Source organism: Bacillus sp. V5-8f, from assembly GCF_002863565.1.
Classification (GTDB): domain Bacteria; phylum Bacillota; class Bacilli; order Bacillales; family DSM-1321; genus Peribacillus.
Genome location: NZ_PGUW01000004.1, coordinates 657970 through 676141, shown reverse-complemented (window position 1 = coordinate 676141; position 18172 = coordinate 657970). Strand labels below are relative to the sequence as shown.

General features: G+C 39.2%; 16 protein-coding genes and 1 riboswitch. Of the genes, 3 read left to right on the top strand and 13 right to left on the bottom strand.

Annotated features, from left to right (window positions below; all coding sequences use genetic code 11):
• Positions 1-5: 5 nt before the first annotated feature.
• The 7 genes from CUU64_RS07340 to CUU64_RS07315 form a co-directional block, all read right to left on the bottom strand.
• On the bottom strand, positions 6-1064 hold the full coding sequence (locus tag CUU64_RS07340) for an Ldh family oxidoreductase (RefSeq protein ID WP_180954496.1): 1059 nt from the start codon (positions 1062-1064) through the stop codon (positions 6-8).
• 32 nt (positions 1065-1096) lie between these two features.
• Positions 1097-1858, bottom strand: a complete 762-nt coding sequence (locus CUU64_RS07335) for a fumarylacetoacetate hydrolase family protein (RefSeq protein WP_101632855.1) — start codon at positions 1856-1858, stop codon at positions 1097-1099.
• Between the two features lie 25 nt (positions 1859-1883).
• A complete protein-coding gene (locus CUU64_RS07330) occupies positions 1884-2570 on the bottom strand; it encodes a GntR family transcriptional regulator (RefSeq protein ID WP_101632854.1) in 687 nt (228 codons plus the stop codon).
• A 225-nt stretch (positions 2571-2795) separates the two neighbouring features.
• A complete protein-coding gene (locus CUU64_RS07325) occupies positions 2796-3524 on the bottom strand; it encodes a carboxymuconolactone decarboxylase family protein (RefSeq protein ID WP_101632853.1) in 729 nt (242 codons plus the stop codon).
• A gap of 20 nt (positions 3525-3544) precedes the next feature.
• Entirely contained in the window at positions 3545-3670 is a 126-nt protein-coding gene (locus CUU64_RS22525; protein WP_257985449.1) for a hypothetical protein, read from the bottom strand.
• Positions 3671-3837: 167 nt separating this feature from the next.
• Complete coding sequence (locus CUU64_RS07320; protein WP_101632852.1) at positions 3838-4515, bottom strand: cyclase family protein; 678 nt, start codon at positions 4513-4515, stop codon at positions 3838-3840.
• 35 nt (positions 4516-4550) lie between these two features.
• A complete protein-coding gene (locus CUU64_RS07315) occupies positions 4551-5471 on the bottom strand; it encodes a 3-hydroxyacyl-CoA dehydrogenase NAD-binding domain-containing protein (RefSeq protein WP_257985460.1) in 921 nt (306 codons plus the stop codon).
• Between the two features lie 306 nt (positions 5472-5777).
• Between CUU64_RS07315 and CUU64_RS07310 the strand changes: the two genes are divergently transcribed.
• Positions 5778-6128, top strand: a complete 351-nt coding sequence (locus CUU64_RS07310) for a DUF3870 domain-containing protein (protein ID WP_257985448.1) — start codon at positions 5778-5780, stop codon at positions 6126-6128.
• Positions 6129-6866: 738 nt separating this feature from the next.
• Here the strand turns inward: CUU64_RS07310 and CUU64_RS07305 are convergent.
• The 6 genes from CUU64_RS07305 to CUU64_RS07280 form a co-directional block, all read right to left on the bottom strand.
• Positions 6867-8204, bottom strand: a complete 1338-nt coding sequence (locus tag CUU64_RS07305; RefSeq protein ID WP_180954495.1) for a S8 family serine peptidase — start codon at positions 8202-8204, stop codon at positions 6867-6869.
• 263 nt (positions 8205-8467) lie between these two features.
• A complete protein-coding gene (locus CUU64_RS07300; protein ID WP_257985459.1) occupies positions 8468-11383 on the bottom strand; it encodes an EAL domain-containing protein in 2916 nt (971 codons plus the stop codon).
• 180 nt (positions 11384-11563) lie between these two features.
• Positions 11564-11646: riboswitch (cyclic di-GMP riboswitch) on the bottom strand.
• Positions 11647-12408: 762 nt separating this feature from the next.
• Positions 12409-12888 carry a metal-dependent hydrolase gene (locus CUU64_RS07295; protein ID WP_101632847.1) on the bottom strand — a complete coding sequence of 160 codons (480 nt, stop codon included), beginning with the start codon at positions 12886-12888 and terminating at the stop codon, positions 12409-12411.
• A gap of 212 nt (positions 12889-13100) precedes the next feature.
• Entirely contained in the window at positions 13101-14000 is a 900-nt protein-coding gene (locus CUU64_RS07290; RefSeq protein ID WP_101632964.1) for a DMT family transporter, read from the bottom strand.
• Between the two features lie 555 nt (positions 14001-14555).
• Positions 14556-15119 carry a glutathione peroxidase gene (locus CUU64_RS07285; RefSeq protein WP_101632846.1) on the bottom strand — a complete coding sequence of 188 codons (564 nt, stop codon included), beginning with the start codon at positions 15117-15119 and terminating at the stop codon, positions 14556-14558.
• Between the two features lie 244 nt (positions 15120-15363).
• The gene (locus CUU64_RS07280) at positions 15364-16143 is read right to left on the bottom strand and encodes an APC family permease (protein ID WP_101632845.1); all 780 of its coding nucleotides are present in this window, start codon (positions 16141-16143) and stop codon (positions 15364-15366) included.
• Positions 16144-16326: 183 nt separating this feature from the next.
• Here CUU64_RS07280 and CUU64_RS07275 point away from each other — a divergent pair, with 183 nt between their 5' ends.
• Complete coding sequence (locus tag CUU64_RS07275; protein WP_101632963.1) at positions 16327-16794, top strand: low molecular weight protein-tyrosine-phosphatase; 468 nt, start codon at positions 16327-16329, stop codon at positions 16792-16794.
• Between the two features lie 520 nt (positions 16795-17314).
• Entirely contained in the window at positions 17315-18043 is a 729-nt protein-coding gene (locus tag CUU64_RS07270; RefSeq protein ID WP_101632844.1) for a hypothetical protein, read from the top strand.
• Positions 18044-18172: the final 129 nt, after the last annotated feature.

The following is an 18172-nucleotide window of genomic DNA, read 5'->3' as shown; positions in this document are numbered from 1 at the left end:
CATTACTACAGTGAAACGTTTGAGCTCTCTAATCTATTGATCCCCAATTCTTTTGCTAGGCTATTTAAGGATTCGAAAGTCTCTTCTTCCATATGAATCCCTTGTTCCTTATTCTTTTTTTCTTTTAAAAATTCAATTTCTCCAGGCAGGAAAATTTCTTTCGTTCCTTCCGCTAGTTTGGAGTTTTTCATATAAGAAACTAGTTGATTAACATTCTCATAGTAAATGTCCAGTGGAAGAAGCTGCTTGATGTCGATCGCTAACATAAAATGAGAAATGGATTGCTTTTGTGTGACATCGTACATGGAAGGGATCATCTTCGAAAAAGGGCCGCCTGACAGAATGCCAGTCAATACCTCTGCCATGAGTGCCAAACCAAAGCCTTTTGGACCGCCAACCGGAGAAAGGAATCCACCATTCAGTACCTCTTCAGGATCCGTCGTCGGTAGTCCCTTTGCATCTACACCCCAGCCTTCCGGAATCTTCTCTTTCTTCTCTTTTGCATATAAAATTTTTCCAAAAGCGGTATTGCTCATGGCCATATCTAAAACTAGCGGATAATCGGTACGCGTTGGCGCAGCAATGGAAAGTGGATTGTTTCCGATGACTTTCTCTGCGCCTCCGATTGCCGGCATCAGCGGAGCAACATTGCTCATGACGATCCCGATCATATTCTTTTCCGCTGCCATGAGAGAATAATACGCCGAAATCCCAAAGTGATTGCTATTTTTCACAACAACAAGCCCGAGTCCGGAGAGTTCCGCTTTTTCGATTGCCTTCTTCATAGCCTCATAGGCGGCGACTTGACCCGCTGAGAAACCGCCATCAATCAGAGCCAACGTATTGGTGTCGGTTTCATATGTAATACTGGCTTCCTTTTGAATCAGTCCTTTTTGGATTCTCTCTACATAGATTGGCAATCTCATAAAACCATGGCTATGAATCTCGCGCAAATCCGCTTCCAGCATGGCTTCAGTAATGATTTCCGCCTCGTGTTCAGGCATTCCTAGCGTCATGAAGCATTGATTTGAAAAAGATTCTATTGCCTCAATGTGTATAAGCATTGAATAACCTCCCTTACTCATTTAACTTTTTCTTAACCTGCCGTAACTCTATTTCTTAACGTTCCTATACCTTCTATTTCCATGACGATCTCATCTCCTGGATGAAGCGGGCCAACCCCGAATGGCGTTCCAGTAATGATGATATCGCCAGGATTCAAAGTCATCACATCAGTAACCGTTTCAATAAGGCTTCTCACATCATGAATTAAGTCATTAGTATTGGAATGCTGTCTGATTTCCCCATTTACAGATAGTTTGAGTTCAACATTGTCCGGGTCAAGCTCCGTTTCAATGACAGGACCCAGCGGCTTAAATGTTGCATAGGACTTGGCTCTGGTGAATTGGCCATCTTTTTTCTGCAGATCCCTGTCCGAAATATCATTGCAGCACGTATAACCGAATACATAAGAAAGTGCGTCCTCTTTTTTTACTTTATGGGCTTGTTTCCCAATGACAATGGCTAACTCCACTTCATGGTCAATGCGATGGTCGATGGAAGGCAATGCGATAACCTCTCCCTCTCCGATTACTGCACTCGGTGACACCATAAACATCATTGGTTCATCCGGTAACGGCTTGCCACTCTCTTCCGCGTGCAGGGCATAATTAAGTCCTATTCCCACGATTTGTCCAGGAACAACTGGCGCAAGGATTTTTACTTCTTCAAGAGTATAAGTCTGATCCAGTGGACTCGCTGCCTCAAACAGAAAATCACCATTTAATTTTGTAATAGCTTTTCCATCCAAAATCCCAAACATCACTTCATCATCTTTGGAAAAACGTATGAATTTCATTGTCATTCTCCTTTTCGTTATATTTTTATACACCTTGATTGGATATAAGGCTGTTCAGCCTGTTGTAAAATTCCCATTGTTTGACCCGTAGTGTTTCTTTTCCAGCACGGGCTTTGTGCTTAATCATGGAATTTTCTGCGAGCATGCTGTCCCTCTTTTCTAATGCTGCTAAAATTTCTTCATGCTCCTTAATCGACTGCTGAATATGGGTATCATTTTCTCTGAAAATAGACGGATACCGTTTTGTATGGCTCCATAAATCCTTGATCATCTTTATCAAAAGCTTGTTATCACATACAGCGTAAATCTTCATATGAAACTCAAAATTCAGTTCGGCGAAATGGACGTGGTTTTTTTCCTTGTATGCCTTAATAGATTCATTCAATATTCTTCTTAGATCATCTAGGTGGTCTTCGGTTAGTTGATCCACAGCGAATCTTGTTGCCAGACCTTCCAGCTCGACCCTCAATTCGAATATTTCCTGGATATCTTTTGCAGACAACGTACTTACCATGGCTCCAACATGGGGTTTGATTTCGATAAGACCGTCGGATTCCAGCAAATTCATGGCTTCCCTTACTGGAATTTCACTGCATTCAAACCGCTTTGCGAGCCTGCTAATAACGAGTTTTTCCCTAAAATCATACTGACCGCTTAGTATCTCCTCCCTAAGCTGTTGATAGATTAACTCTTTCTTCGTTTTATATTTCAATAAGCATTACCTCTCACAGAAAGAAATTTTATATATCATATATGATATATAACCAAAGATTTTAGCTTTTATCTTCATTTACAATGCTATCTTTAAGAGTTGTCTTCCATATTGACAGATCCTATCAGGTGCTGAGACCTTGCCGGGGACTGGCCCCTAAATGGAGGGTAGTGGGAGCTTACCACCAGTACTGTAACGTATTAATGCAGCAGGGGACTGACCTCCTTACAAAAAGTCGCTGCCTTCAAACCAGGCAGGAATTCCTGCTGTCAGTAGTCCGACAAGGGAAACTTCTGCTATTTCTTCGTCGGTTGCACCAAATTTCTTTGCGCCATTTACATGAAGGCTGACTCCTTCTTTGTATCTTTCACAAACATTGATTCCAACAAGGAGAAGCTCTTTCAGCTTTCTTGAAACGTAATGATCCTTCAATACTGCATTCCTGAGGTTGCTGTATTGAAGCAGTACGTCAGGATTATGTTCCATCAGCAATTCGATCCAGTTTGGAATTTTACCGGTTTCCTGTTCATAATAGCTAAGGCATTCTTCTACACTCTGGAAGCAGACTCCTGCTTCAGACCTTTCCGTGGAACGTTTGTTGTTCATAACTTCAATCGCATACTGTATGGCTTTGATTCCTGTCAGCCAAGCAGGGATCCCTCTGGAAATGATGCAAGTAGAAATGATATCAACAATTTCTTCTACAGTCGCTCCGGCATCCATTGCTCCTTTTGTATGGTACAGCATGCTCCGTTCATATCGTCTTGCAGCGTTAATGCCTACCAATATCAATTCCTTATCCTTTTGAGCCATCGTTCCTTTTACAAGGATCTCATTTCTAAGCTTTGTGTAATAACCCAATGCCTCTGGTGCAAACTGGTGCATTTTTGCTGCCCAATCAGGAACCTGGCCATACACCTTTTCAAAATACTCCAAACCATTCATTTCACTCATATTCCTTACCACCTCTCTAATTATGGTTTTACAAGCACCTTTATAGCCTGTTTTTTCACGCCAAGTTCAAAGCCTTCTATATCTTGTTCCACTGGAAAAGTGTGGGAGACTAATTTTTCGTATGTAAATTTTCCATATACTGCCATTGAGATGGCCCGCTTTAGGGTCCTTTCGGTAACTCCATATACACCTTTAACCCGTTATTTCACCACGTACTATTTCATTGCTTGGCAATCATGTTTCTTATGAGAATGGGGTAAACATTCTCATCAAAAAGCTTCTGACTTTCCACGTTTAATTTTCTCCTGGATCTCTACCATTTCTCTATGGCAATGGCACGGATTGGTGAACCGGTCAATCCCTTCAAATTAAGGGGAGTTCCTATAAAATAAAAGGATTTCTTTGAAAGCTTATCAAGATTTACGATATTCTCCATGATCAAGATATTACGTCCCAACAGCATTAAGTGTACATCCCGTTGCATATTTTCATTAATATCCGCGTTCGGCAAATCAAGGCCAATCGCCTTAAGCTTATGGTCGACAACCCAATCAGCAACCGATGGAGCGAGTGATTTACACTGGTGGAATCCCTCTCCATTCCATTCACCAGGCCAGCATCGAAAAAGCACAATATCCTTCTCATTAATTTCTAATTGATCCTTTTCTACTGCAGCTTCAACCATTTCTCTTGTAACGAGCTCATGTGGATCTTTTTCTGATACATCAATTACCTTTGCATTTCCCATTGTTGCTTCAATCGGAATCTGTTCAATGGTTAATCCATCCTTAAAAAAGTGATAAGGGGCATCCATATGGGTTCCGCTATGGTCGGACATCATAAAAATTTTACTTGCATACCCCTCACAGGGAGCGGTATATCTTGGCTTTGAAAAATCATGGGTGATATGATCCATCATTACTACCTTAGGATGGGATGGAAAAGAAACTAAACCATCATACAATAACACGGATAAATCTACTACATTCATTGCTATGCTCCTTTACAATATGTTTATGAATTTCTTCACTCAGGATGTTTTTCTTTAAGCCATTGCATTAGCTGCAGCAGCTTTAGATTTTTCTTTTCCATTTCCGTTTTTTGCTGTTCATCTGTCCACTGATAAAATCCTTTTCCGGTCTTCAAACCTAACTCCCCGAGTTTTACTTTTTTAGATAACATCTCTGATGGCTCTGTTCTGTTTTCCAAATCTTTATAAAGATAAGAAGCGATATGGTGATGAACATCCAAACCATTTAAGTCCCGCTGTTCAAGCGGCCCGGTGAATAGCAAGCGTACTCCCAGACTCCATCGGACCACCATATCGATATCTTCAGCACTCGCTACACCAGCCTCAAACAACGAAATGGCTTCTCTTGCCATTGCATGCTGAATTCGATTTCCGATAAACCCAGGGACATCTTTTTGAATCAGAACCGGCTTTTTGCCAATCTGTTTATAAAAGTCGATTACCTCATGACATACCGTTTCGGAAGTCTTTTCTCCTTTTATAACTTCAATTAACGGAATAGCCGAAGCCGGCATAAAAAAATGGGTTCCGATAAACCGTTCTGGATGCATTAGGTTTTGCGCCAAATCATTAATTGGCAGACCTGATGTATTGGTCGCAAGAATCACGCTTCGTTCACATATATTTTCTATTTGCTGAAAAACTTCTTGTTTAAGCTCCAAAATTTCTGGAACCGCTTCGATCACCATCCATGATCCTTGTATATTTTCAAGATTTACTGAATACGTAACATTTTTCAGTGCCTCATCCATAGCACTTTCTCCAATGAGATGGTACTCCTGTAATTCCTGAAGCTGGTGTTTAAGCTTTTCTCTCGCTCCCTCTAAAACGATTGGATTGTTATCATGAAGGGTAACGCTTACATTTTGTTGCGAAAGAAGCAGGGCAATCCCAATTCCCATACTACCCGCACCAATTATGGAAACTTTGCGATATGTAATCCTGATCCCCCCTTTCCTTATTTTTTATAAAAATAAAAACCTAGCTGCACCATGAAAAATAAGAATGGACGTGTAGCATTCTTATCTTTAATGGAAAAGCTAGGCTTTCTTAAGTTAAATGAAATGTTTGGTTTCACCGTTAAGAATACGCTTTTCTAAATGTCAAAAAATTCAATTTTCTTACGTTTATCTTATTTTATTTTCAGATAATCGTCAACTTTATTTAAAAAAATTGTTATGATGAAAATATACAGGAAACAAATTTACCAGGGAGGGTTCTATGTGAGTGAAAATAATCTTAAAACCGTTTTGGTAACCGCTTACGCAAAAGCTCCACAAGGCAGTGCCATGTACGAGATTTATAAACATGCGGGAATTGTTTTAGAAATCAATCCGTCTAATCATGTAATCGTCAACGCCGAATTCACATTTATCACAGATTTAGCCCAGGATTTTTTCCGGCGCATGACCATTGGGTATAATTTAAGCAATGGGGTAGACACACTTGTGAAGCACATTGAAACACACTATTTTGCGCCTTCCTCGGGATCGGTAATTGTCGCGCTGAAAGCCGCCTATAAAAGATACATAGAAAAGATATCACAGGTGAAGAATGAAAGCGTCACTCTTTAGAGCCTTTTAAAGGCTTGGCAAAAGGCTAACTCTTTACCCCATCAGTGTTAAAACGTTGTTCATACAATGAAAAGCTTTTATATATGCCAGTTCTAAAAATCTAAAGAGTAGCGGCGAAACTCTAATTGTTCTAAAAGTTGGCTCTCTTCTTATCCAGAAGTTTATTAAGCTTAAAACTTATATTTACACTCTTGAGTTTTTTGAATTTTTTTCTGCAGTTTCTTCGTTTTATTGGCCTCAGACTAAACACCAGAATGATGAATTGTGGTGATATTCCAATATATTAGTGAAATCCACCTATTTAAGCGCTAGTCTTAATATTCAGCGAACACCCAGAATTCTAGCGAGAATATCACAATTTATTAACGAAATTACACATAAAGCATAGCCCAGGTATTTAAGCGGAAAACAAATTTTTAAGCGATTAGGAAAAGGGTAAGCTTTGAAGTGGAGATCATTACGCCAGTCAACGAATAGTGAAATGACCAAAAATGGAGCACTTTGAGACCCCCGGCTTTTACTCAATATAATCAAAGCGACAATTGGGAAGATCTGATAGTAATGTGTTTATTGCAGATTGAACTTAATTACGTTTTAATAAATCGACTTTTTAACGGCTGGAAGAAATAGGCCGGAGCTACTTCTTGCTTTAAGTTGAATACAGTACAATATTCGTAGAATAACAGAAGCTGAAGCGAGGTCGCTTCAGCTTCTTACATCCTCCTGCCATGCATCTGTTTATTGCAATGCCTGATACACATTTACTAAACCATGCCCGAAAAATTCATCGTGGCCAGGTTTCCCTAGATCCTCTGCCGTATTTTGCAGGTGGGTTGAAATCTGTTGCGGTGTGAATTGTGGGTATTCGGCTTTCAGAAGCGCAGCAGCGGCTGTTACTTTCGGGGCAGCCATGCTTGTCCCGATCTTCCGGCCATATGAACCCAATTCAACCGGAATGGTTGAAAGAGCGCTCGCCTCTCTTTCCATTAATGAAGGATCTGCTTGTTCATTTGGCCAGTTTGGACCTAAATCTCCTCCAGGGGCGGAAAGATGGACGTTTGAAGAACCATAATTTGAGTAGTACGACAAAGTGTCACGGTTTGTTGTAGAAGAAACACTGACCACTCCCGGAATGCTTGAAAAGGTATCAAATAAAGGTCCGTCGTATAATTTGCCTTCTCCTTGTTCCGTTGCCATCCGTTTACCTAAATCCAATCCCTCATTGCCATTAGCGGCAACTATTAGCATTCCTTTATTTAAAGCATATTGCACAGCCCTTTTGGCAGATAGATGAATAGCACGGTCCTGCTTGTCATTCATAACGGTGTAAGTTCCAATGCTAAGGTTTGCTGAAACGGCACCGTCATCCGCTGCAGTTGTGATAGCGGATAAAATTCCTGTCCAATCCATGTTCCCCTTAGGATCCGCAACACGATAAGAAGCAATAGCCAGTTCCGGACCTACTCCCATCACTCTTCCGTTGGCAGCAATTGTCCCGGCAACATGTGTACCGTGAGAAGTTGCATCCATATAGGCATCCTCAGGCTGTGCGCCAGGGAAGAACGCTTTACCGAACACCAGATTCTTTTTTAAATCAGGATGGTTAAAATCAATGCCTGTATCGATAACTGCAACAAGAGTCTCTTTATTTCCAGGATTGATGGTCCATGACTTTCCGTTTTCGGTTACTCGCTTGATGTCCCACTGATACTGCTCATATAGATCGGCAGCTCCTCTTGGTGAAAATCCGCTTTCTTGAAGATTGAGAGCAACAGCTTCTTCCTCGTCAACACGGATTTCAATATCTTCAGAGGCTTCAAGAATGCTAGAATTCCCCTCCAGTTTTTCAAGGAAGGCCGGATCATCTGACTTCACATTAACAACTCCAATTTCCGGCGCCTGAAAAAGGACTTCGGTCCCAAGATCCTGAAGAGTTTGAAGAGAGGCACTGTCGGTTTTGTTTGACTTCAGCACGACAATATAATCTTTCTCTGTCACTTCCTGCGCGGTTGCCGAAAATTGGGCCGTTCCCAAAGAAAGTAACAAAGTAGTAACAAGCATAGGTATCTTTTTCATCATATCCCCCTATTATTTCTGTACGTAATGGAAGTATTTATCATAAAAAGTGATGCATTAATTATACAAGGAGCCAAAAGAAGGAAATATTAGGTAAATTAAATGGAATAATATACCATTTTTACTAAGTTGTTCACGAATACCAAACTAGTAAGTAAAAAATCCAGCCCCCTGATGAATGATAGCATCAGGAGCTGGCACCTCAGTCTATCTTATTTACAGAATTACGGATTAGTTTTTTTCTTTGGAGGCACTTAAGCTTGTTACATGTCTTTCGGCCTCCCAACGGAAACAATGTATTTCAGGCGTCCGTCATCATGAAACACAGGGGTTAAACCAATTTCCATCGAGACCCAATATCCATTTTTATGCAGCATTCTGCATTGGCAATGCCTAGCAGTACTGGTCGTTATCATAAACTCCCTAATTTTTTCCAGACTTACTAAATCCCCTGGATGAATATATTCATCCATACTTTTGCCTTCAAGTTCCTCTGTTCTATATCCCAGTACTTTTTCATGGGAAGGGGAAATGAATAACAACTTTCTATCTTTATCGGCTATCCGGATCAAGTCGGTGGCATTTTCCAAGATCAATCGATATTGATATTCCGTTTGTCTAAGGGCTTCTTCTACTTTTCTCCGTTCACTAATATCTACACATGATCCTATTACCTCGACTACATTTCCACCAGATTTAATTGGGCTAAACACCTCAAGGTAGTGGATGCCATTAATTTCCCCTTCATAAGTAACGCGTTCATCCCCTTCCCAAGCCCGCTCATAATATTTAGTCTTTTCGCTTGCAACATCATCTGGGAGAAAGTCGAAAAGCTGCTTACCTACCACTTCATTTGGAATAAAACCCATGCGGTATAATAACTCGCCATCACATAAAGTATGAATGAACTTGTTATTTATTTTCTTAAATTTTAATGTCATCCCCTGCTGAAGCCTAATCGTATTATTTAATTCCTCACGCGCCATGCGCAATATTTCATCGGTCCACTGTCTCTCGTTCTTATCTAGTGAAAGCCCGCACTGTTCCACAATGGTTTCAACTTTGTCAAAGGTTGATTCGAATTCCTGTGGGGACACTGGCCTGCTTATCAAATATCCCTGGCCTTCATCACAAAAGTACTGTTGTAGGAACATCAGTTGTTCCTTCGTTTCGATTCCCTCTGCAACTACAGTTAAATTAAGATTATGGGCCATTGATATGATAGTTTTCACAATCGTTTCATCGTTTGGATTATTGTAAAGCTCACGGGTAAAAGATTGATCGATTTTTAAGGTATCAACCGGAAATTGCTTCAAATAATTTAAAGAACTGAATCCTGTGCCAAAATCGTCTATGCTGATACGAACACCCAATTTTTTCAACCCACGCAATGTAGTGATCGTGTGTTCAATATCAGCCGAAACACTCTCTGTGATCTCTATTTCTAAGCATTGGGGTTCAAGCTCGGTTTCCCCCAGAATCCGTTCAATGGATGCCACAAAATTTGATTGTACAAACTGTGTGGTTGAAATATTAACGGAAATCACAGTGGAAAACCCTTTGTTTATCCACTCTTTAACCTGTCTACAGGCCGTATAAATGGCCCATTCCCCAATCGGCAGTATCAAGCCCGTTTCTTCTGCAATCGGGATGAACTCTGCAGGTGAAACCAATCCGTTTTCAGAGTGGAACCAGCGGATTAAAGCCTCTGCTCCGACAATTTTCCCAGTTTTCAAACTCACTTTGGGTTGGTAGTGAAGGACAAGTTCATGCCTCTCGATTGCTTTGTGAAGATCCATTTCCATTCTTAAGGGGTCAATCAGGGTTTGGTTTTCTTTAGAATAGAAAAATTCAAACGTGTTTTTTCCTGCTTTTTTCGCTTGATACATGGCAGTGTCCGCATTTTGGATTAGTTTTTCTACAGTCTCCCCGTGATCGGGAAACAAACTGATCCCGATACTTGGAGTACTGAACACATCATGATTATTCAATCGAAATGGCTCTGACAGCACTCGTAGAATTCTCTCTGCAATCTTGGTTGCAGCAGCCCTATTGGCGTCTGTTAGGATGATAATGAATTCGTCTCCTCCCTGTCGAAAGACGAAATCACCTTCTCTTATAATATTTGTTAAACGTTTGGATACAGCTTGAAGGAGTTTATCGCCAGTGTGATGCCCTAGAGTATCGTTTATTGTTTTAAATCGGTCCAGGTCTATAAATAATACTGCAAGACTTTGGTTCTTCCGTGAAGCAGCCTTAAGCTGCTTCGAGAATAGGGAGTATAGCATATTTCGATTTGGGAGTCCTGTCAAATAATCGTGGTATGCTATGGACTGTAAATGATGTTCATAATTTTTTCTCTCACTAATATCCCGAGCAACGATCATGATGTGATCGACCACACCACCGATACCATTCACACATGCAAAATTGATTTCAAACCATATGTATTCCCCATCACTGTGCCTACATCTAAACTCAGCTGTCAGGTCTTGCTGTTGAGAAATCACCTTGTAAAATGTTTCATTTACGTAAGAAAGATCCTCATCGTGCACAATACTGAAAAAGTCAAACTCTCCATCAGGAATGACTTGATATCCTAACACCCTGCCAAAAGAGGGAGATACATATCTTACCTTACCATTTTCATCAAGCATACCTATCAGATCTTTCATATTATTAGCAATCAATCGGTACTTCTCTTCACTCAATTGCAAAGCTGTTTCTGCTATTTTACGGTCAGTAATATCACGGCTCACAATAATCAGGCGATGCGGGTTTCCATTTTTATCAAATATAGGTGTCTTCATGACCTCCCAAACCTGTTTGTTCCCATCAGGCTTTTCAACCGTCTTTTCCACTGTAGTAGTAGAACTGTTTCTCCAAGCAAGCTCATCAGTTTTTATATTATAGTTGAACGATTCTATGTACTTTGGATTGATCTTAGCAAGGTCTGCATCTGTTTTTCCTATATATTCACAGTCACCTAGCTCATATAAATCCAAAGCCATTTGGTTTGCCACAAGCCAGCGGCCCTTTTCATCCTTCACCAAGAGTATTTCTGGAATTAAATCAATTAACATGCGAATTTTCTGCTCACTAACCTGTAAGTCACGTAGTTGTGCTTGACCAAAAGACTGCTGACTGAAGAGATCTAGAAAAAAATTAGAATTTTGCATATTTTTTATCATACTTCTCCTTTCTGGTCTGATAACACTTAAAAGAAAAACGAGCTAAAAACATGTTACAGGTACTCTTTCACAACTCTTGCTCTTCATTTTATAGCCTATCTATCTCACTGAATATGAAAAACACACAGCCCCAAAAAAGAGCTGTGTGCACGAGATCTACAACCTTTTTTCGGTAACACAGCCACCATAGCCTTAGCTTTAGGTCTGTTGCTTTGCGTCCTTACCTTTCGATAAGTTTGCCTTTATCGGATTATTTGAGGTTTCTATAATATATAATATGACTATTTAACCAGAATATAGGTCTAAAGTCTATAAATTCTTTAGCATATGTTGAAAAGGAACCTGTAAGGTAGTATTTTTCCCCTAATCATTTACTGATAAACTAGTTTCTAGGAATTTTTTTTGACGCCATGTAGCACTATGGGTAAAAGGTTTAAAAAATAAATCAGATCAAAAAAGCTACCGTGTAAAGGCAGCTTTTTCAACTAGTATAGCAGTATGAACACTACTCTTTCTTATCTCCTTTAATTACCCTAAAGGCGTTACGTTTTGCTGTGGGTGTCCTGTATAATGGAACCTTCCTAGGACCGACTGGTGTTCTGGCCAATCTGTTCACCCTTGCAAATAGTTCCGGGTCAACCAACGGAGTTTCTCCCTTTTTTCGAAGCCAACCGAATAGCATTTTCAATCACTCTTTCCTTTTTTGTTTATTCTCCACTCATAGACCCACACTGAAACCATTAGAAGAAAAAGGAATGTTATATCAATATTTAACGGCGTTTCTACTCCTGTAATGAAAGGAGAAAATATATATATGATGTAGACGATGCTGACAATGATTCTATATTTGAATAAAGTCATTGCCCTTTAAACCCCTTTCCAAAACCCGCTTAACATTCTACTAGTATTTTACTCGATCCGCTTACAAACGGCATATTCATGGTAAACTCTTCACTAGCTTTTTTGATATCCCTATTACTATTTCTAAACGATAAAATTAACAAATAGCACCATTATTTTATAAATAATTGATAGCCGCAATAACCTATAAATACGACCAACAATCCGAAAAACCCTTTTTCCAAAGCACTCCCTGTTTTAATTCCCCAAGGAAATCCGATATCTATTTTAATCGGCCAGAATAATTTAATGCCTTTAACAGTAATCATATCCAATACAAGATGGCTGGCCATTCCAAGCCAAATGCCGAACTCAATCGCTTCTGGCCAAGGGGTTTGGGTAAATAATAAATAGGCTAGAAATAAAAATAGTAAACTATGCGTAAAAGCGCGATGGCCGAACAGGGAGCTCACCAAATTATCCAGCAACGGAATTTTCCGTCCAATCGTAGACCCTGTATGGTCAATATCCGGTATTAATGCACCGACTGCACAGCTAGCGAAAAATAAAGTTTCCTGCTCCACTGAACCTCCGGCGGTTAAATAAAATGCGCCAGCAGCTAAGCCACCGGCAATGTGTGTTTTCCCTTGCATGATGTACTCCTAATTCTTCAACATTATGTCTTTTATGTGTGTTAATTCTTTTTTACTCTTACTTTACCGGGAATTCTCTTGCACTAATGGGTTCCTGGAATTCGAAGACTTGTTTAACTCCTGCTTTTATTCCCTTCCTGAGATCATTCAAAAAAGCCAACAAGCTTTCCCGGATTATATTTGGACATTACACACAAATTCCAATTCCATCTTTATAATGGAATCCCTGTGTGTTTCGATTTGCGCAGTTGTTTATAGGCCCCCGAACCAGCCACTACGCCCGCAATTATAAAAATAAGACCGATTAAGTGGGCAGGATAAATGTGTTCATTCAATAAAAGTGCCGAACCGGAGAGAGAAAAAAACGGCGGCAAATTCATGAAAATGGCCGATTCTGCTGCTCCGATTTTTCCTATTGCATAATTGTAGGTCATATGCCCGATCGCGGTGGCCAAAATGGCTGATGCGAAAAAGATGATGTAATCTAAGGCTGAACCTGTATCCACACTCTTAAGCCCCCCAGGTTCCACGATTAAGCTCATCATCAATAGCATAAAGGATCCTATCACGAGCATATACCCGGTCAGCAAACGAGGATCCATCGATTTTGAGACTCTTTTAATCAAAATAAAGCTGAGCGCTTGTGACAAAATGGAGATAAATATAAATAAATCGCCGCTGGACACCTCCTCAAATCCCGTTTTCCCTTGTAGAACAATCACCAACACACCAGCAAAACCAATGACAAAACCAAAACCTTTTACAACGGTAAACCGGCTTCCAAGTAAAATAATGGACAGGATAGCGGTAAGCATTGGACCAAGGCCCAAAATAATCCCGCCATTTACTGCTGTTGTATTCCTTAGGCCAACAGCGAGAAAATAATGATGAACTGCAACATTTAAAACGGAACCCAAAATAAGCGATGGGATCTCTTTTTTCATTGGCATCCGAAACAGCTTTGAAATATACAGGATCACAAACACTGTAATCCCTGCTGTAAATATGCGCAGCGCTGTAATAGTCACCGGCATAAATTGGTCAACAAGGATTTTCGTAGCTGGCACATTCAGCCCCCAAACCACCATAATGATCACTAATAACAAATACATCTTTCCCAAACTATCCACTTCTTTCCTACTTAGAGCTAAACCTGAGACTGCAAGCCGTATATACGTTCCACAATATAACTCAGATTTTCAATACTCTTGTAATCTTGATGATTAATAAAATGTTTCGGACGAGCGGATTTTTTTGCCTCCGTTTAATCTTACCCTAAATAAAATATATTTCGAGTATACATGATTATCCTTTTTTGTTAATACCATCATGCTTTTTATCACTGAAAATATTAGTATACTTTAGAAAGTTTATATTTGGAAATTGAAAAAGACTGTACCACATGGTATGGGCAATTTAACTCTAAAGGGTGAAAAAAGTAAGCGAATCCCTAAAATAGCTTAAGCAATTATTATTACCTACATTCTTTCTGCTTCATCCTGCATGTTTTACTAAAGAAATCACAATAAAAACAGCACCTCCATTGTTAGGGGTACTTCTAACAACGGGGTGCTGTGCAAGTTTTCTATTATATAAATGATTATAAGTATACAGAATGCTAGTGCTAGTCATTTCTAGTAAAATACCAATAGAAACAACATAAAAGATTAGATTGTTACAGATTCCAATAGGTTTTCAATATCTTGCTCCATATCGACCGGATCAGTTGTACATTCGAATCGTTTGATTACGTTCCCATTTGTATCGATTAAGAATTTAGTAAAGTTCCATTTAATTGAATAGTCATCTAGTAAATACTCAGGATGCTTTTCTTTTATCAATGGCAATAGGATTTTAGCAACTGGGTGAAATGGATTAAATCCCTCAAAAGCCTTTGAATTTGACAGATATTCAAATAGCGGGTGAGCTCCTTTATCACGCACGTTTATCTTTTGGAATAGAGGGAAATTCACCCCATAATTTAATAAACAGTTTGTTTGGATCGTTTCATTGGAATCAGGTTCTTGATGGTCAAATTGATTACAAGGAAAACCTAAAATCACAAATCCTTTGTCTTTGTAACGATCATATAAACGTTGAAGATCTTCGTACTGATATGTAAACCCGCATCTACCAGCTGTGTTGACGATTAAAACAACTTTCCCTTGGAATTCTTGTAATGATGTTGCTTGCCCATTCATTGCAACAGCAGAGAAATTATAAATACTCATATTTGCCCTCCGACATATGTGGATATATTTAACTAGGACTAATGTTCTATTACATTATATAGTTAATTCCAAATGAGTCAAATGTTTTAAAAAAAAATTTTCATGTCTTGTGATTTTTCATCTCAAATGGCAGGGAATGCTGTTAGTAAGTCATAAAAAAGCTCAGACCGTTACAATCTGAGGTACATTAATAAATTAAATTGTATGGCATCAAAAATTCCTAAGCCTATACGAAACAACATTCTTAACGAAGCTGGCTGTTTCTATATCCATATGTTGCATAGATCACAAGTCCAATAACTAACCATACAACGAATCCTGTCCAAGTAAACGCAGACAGCTGAAGCATCAGATAAAAACAGAAGATAATGGCCAATGCAGGAATAACAGGTACCCATGGCGTTTTAAATCCGCGCTTCAGATCAGGATTAGTTTTTCTCAAAACGATTACTCCCAGTGAAACGGAGGAAAAAGCGAATAATGTACCTATGCTCGTTAATTCCGCTAATTTATCTAATGGGAATAAGCCGGCAAATGTTGCTACAAGCACACCCGTAACCCATGTGCTTGGCAGTGGAATTTTTGTTTTTGGATGTATCTTAGACAGGAACTTCGGAAGCAGTCCATCCTTGCTTATTGCATAAAATAAACGTGTTTGTCCAAACATCATGACTAGCAAAACAGTCGTTATTCCCATTATGGCACCCAGGGAGATAAGTCCTGCAGCCCAGTCCTGGCCGATGAATTTAAACGCAAATGCTACCGGGTCTTTTACATTTAACATGTCATAAGGCACAATTCCTTTAAGAATCAAGGATACAGCAATATACAAAATTGTACATATACCTAATGCCGACAGGATTCCTATTGGAAGATTTCTTTGAGGATTTTTCACTTCCTCCGCTGCGGTCGAAACGGCATCGAAACCAAAATATGCGAAAACAACAACTGCAGCCTCTATACAAATTCTGCATTTCATTAGATTTGTATGAAAAAAAGAGTCTTCAATATGGCAACGGATCATCACATTTTAAATATTGTTGAAATTATAATAGTATTACGTTGCAGGAAATCCCATGAAGGCAATCCTTACGCCAAACGAACACAGATAAATCTTGAAATTTCATTCAAGTTTCTCTATTTATGGCAACAATTTTTATTTCAAGTTAATATATATGATGAGTTTATTCATAAAGGAGCTACTAACATGATTAACGTTTTGTTTGTCTGCCTAGGAAACATTTGTCGTTCACCTATGGCTGAAGCTTTATTTCGCGATCTGGTAGTCAAAGAAAATCTCACTGACAAAATAACCGTTGACTCCGCTGCAACGAGCTCTTGGCATATTGGATCTCCACCACACAAAGGCACCCTTACCATTCTAAAGAAATACAATATATCAGCAAAAGGCCTTGTCGGACGTCAATTAACAAAGGATGACTTTGAAAAGTTCGATTACATAATTGGAATGGATAAAAGCAACGTAAGGAACATCCAGGAGATTACCGGCAGGGCTGACCATCCTAAGATCCTCCGCCTTCTCGATATAGTGGAACTTAATCAGGATGTACCAGACCCGTATTACACAGGAGATTTTGAGGAAACCTATCAACTTGTTTCCCAAGGTTGCAAATCACTACTGGAAAAAATTCGTAACGAACATAACATCAGGTAACACAAACAGGGACTGTCCAGAAAGTCCTTTATAGGGTAGAATTCTCCCAAAATAAAAACCCAAGAATGTTGATATAACAGCATTCTTGGGTTTTGCTTTTTAATTTTTGTGCTAAAAAAACTACTTTTCGGACCGCCCCTTGTTTTATAAGATTATCTTGTAAACGGTGCCGGTTTTGCCACAAAATAGCCGAGCCTTGTATAACCGCTTAAAATTTCCGAAGATTCCTTAACTCCCCCAAACAACGCCTAGATCCGCGTAGAGCAAATTACTATTTCAAACAGCCTCCGACACCATATCATGTATAACCCACTGCTACTCCTCTCCTGGCCATGGAGCATTCACAAAAAATAACTATATTCCGACACACCGACAGAATATTGTGCAAAACAACAAATATTTTTGGTTTTCGACAACGCCGTAGGTATGGCATAATTATAGGACTAGGTACTAATAGTATATTCTATATTTTTTTAGCTTGGCTGCTTCCAGAAATCATTGGGCGAGGATGGAATAAACCATGACAAATAACCAGATCTTTGAAAGAGTAAATGAAGAATTAAGCGTTCTTGGTTTTGACCAATACAAATTAAATTTTATCACTGGGTCCGATGTCCTTCATTTTGTTCATCCATCCGGGGTATTACGAATTTTAGATAGAAATCTGGTCAAGGATTTGCAATATAACACGTCTGCTGCAATCGGTTCAATTGTCCAGCTAATTGATCGTTATGATATGGTTTTCTCTCTCTCGGAACTCTGTGTCTCAAGATTAAAAGAGCTAGGGCATCCCGTGCATTTTAAAGTAGGATACTTTTCATTCTGCAAGGGAGCTAGTTACAATTACATAAAGAAGACAATTTATTTAAACCCTTCCCGGATATTTAGACGATGGAATATGTATTTTAAACATTCAATAGATCTTTCTCATTTTATAACAATCCTAATCTTGCATGAACTTGGCCATGTTTTGCAGGATCAAGAACAACCATTGATCAAAAGACTGAAGCAGTTTGTTTCTGGATGTAACCAATCCAGGCTTACTAATAAAGACGTCGAGAAATATAAACAATTCCTAATACAAGAAGAAAAAGATGCATGGAACCGTTGTGAAAAGTATTTGCCTGAAGCGATTGTAGAACCTTCTTCCTTTTCTAAAATTAAGTCATATTGTTTGAATTCCTATACTACGTTGGAATTTGCCAAAGTAAAAAAGAATCTTCATGCGTTAGTTAATGACCTTCGATAGAGTCAGTAGATAGCATACCGTTTAATGATTTCTCTATACGCAAAAATGTTGGAAAAATCGCGGGAGGTCTAGCCCTTCAGGTTTAAACTGACACCTTGGGTAAAATTAAGCCTAAAAGTTTCCATAGGA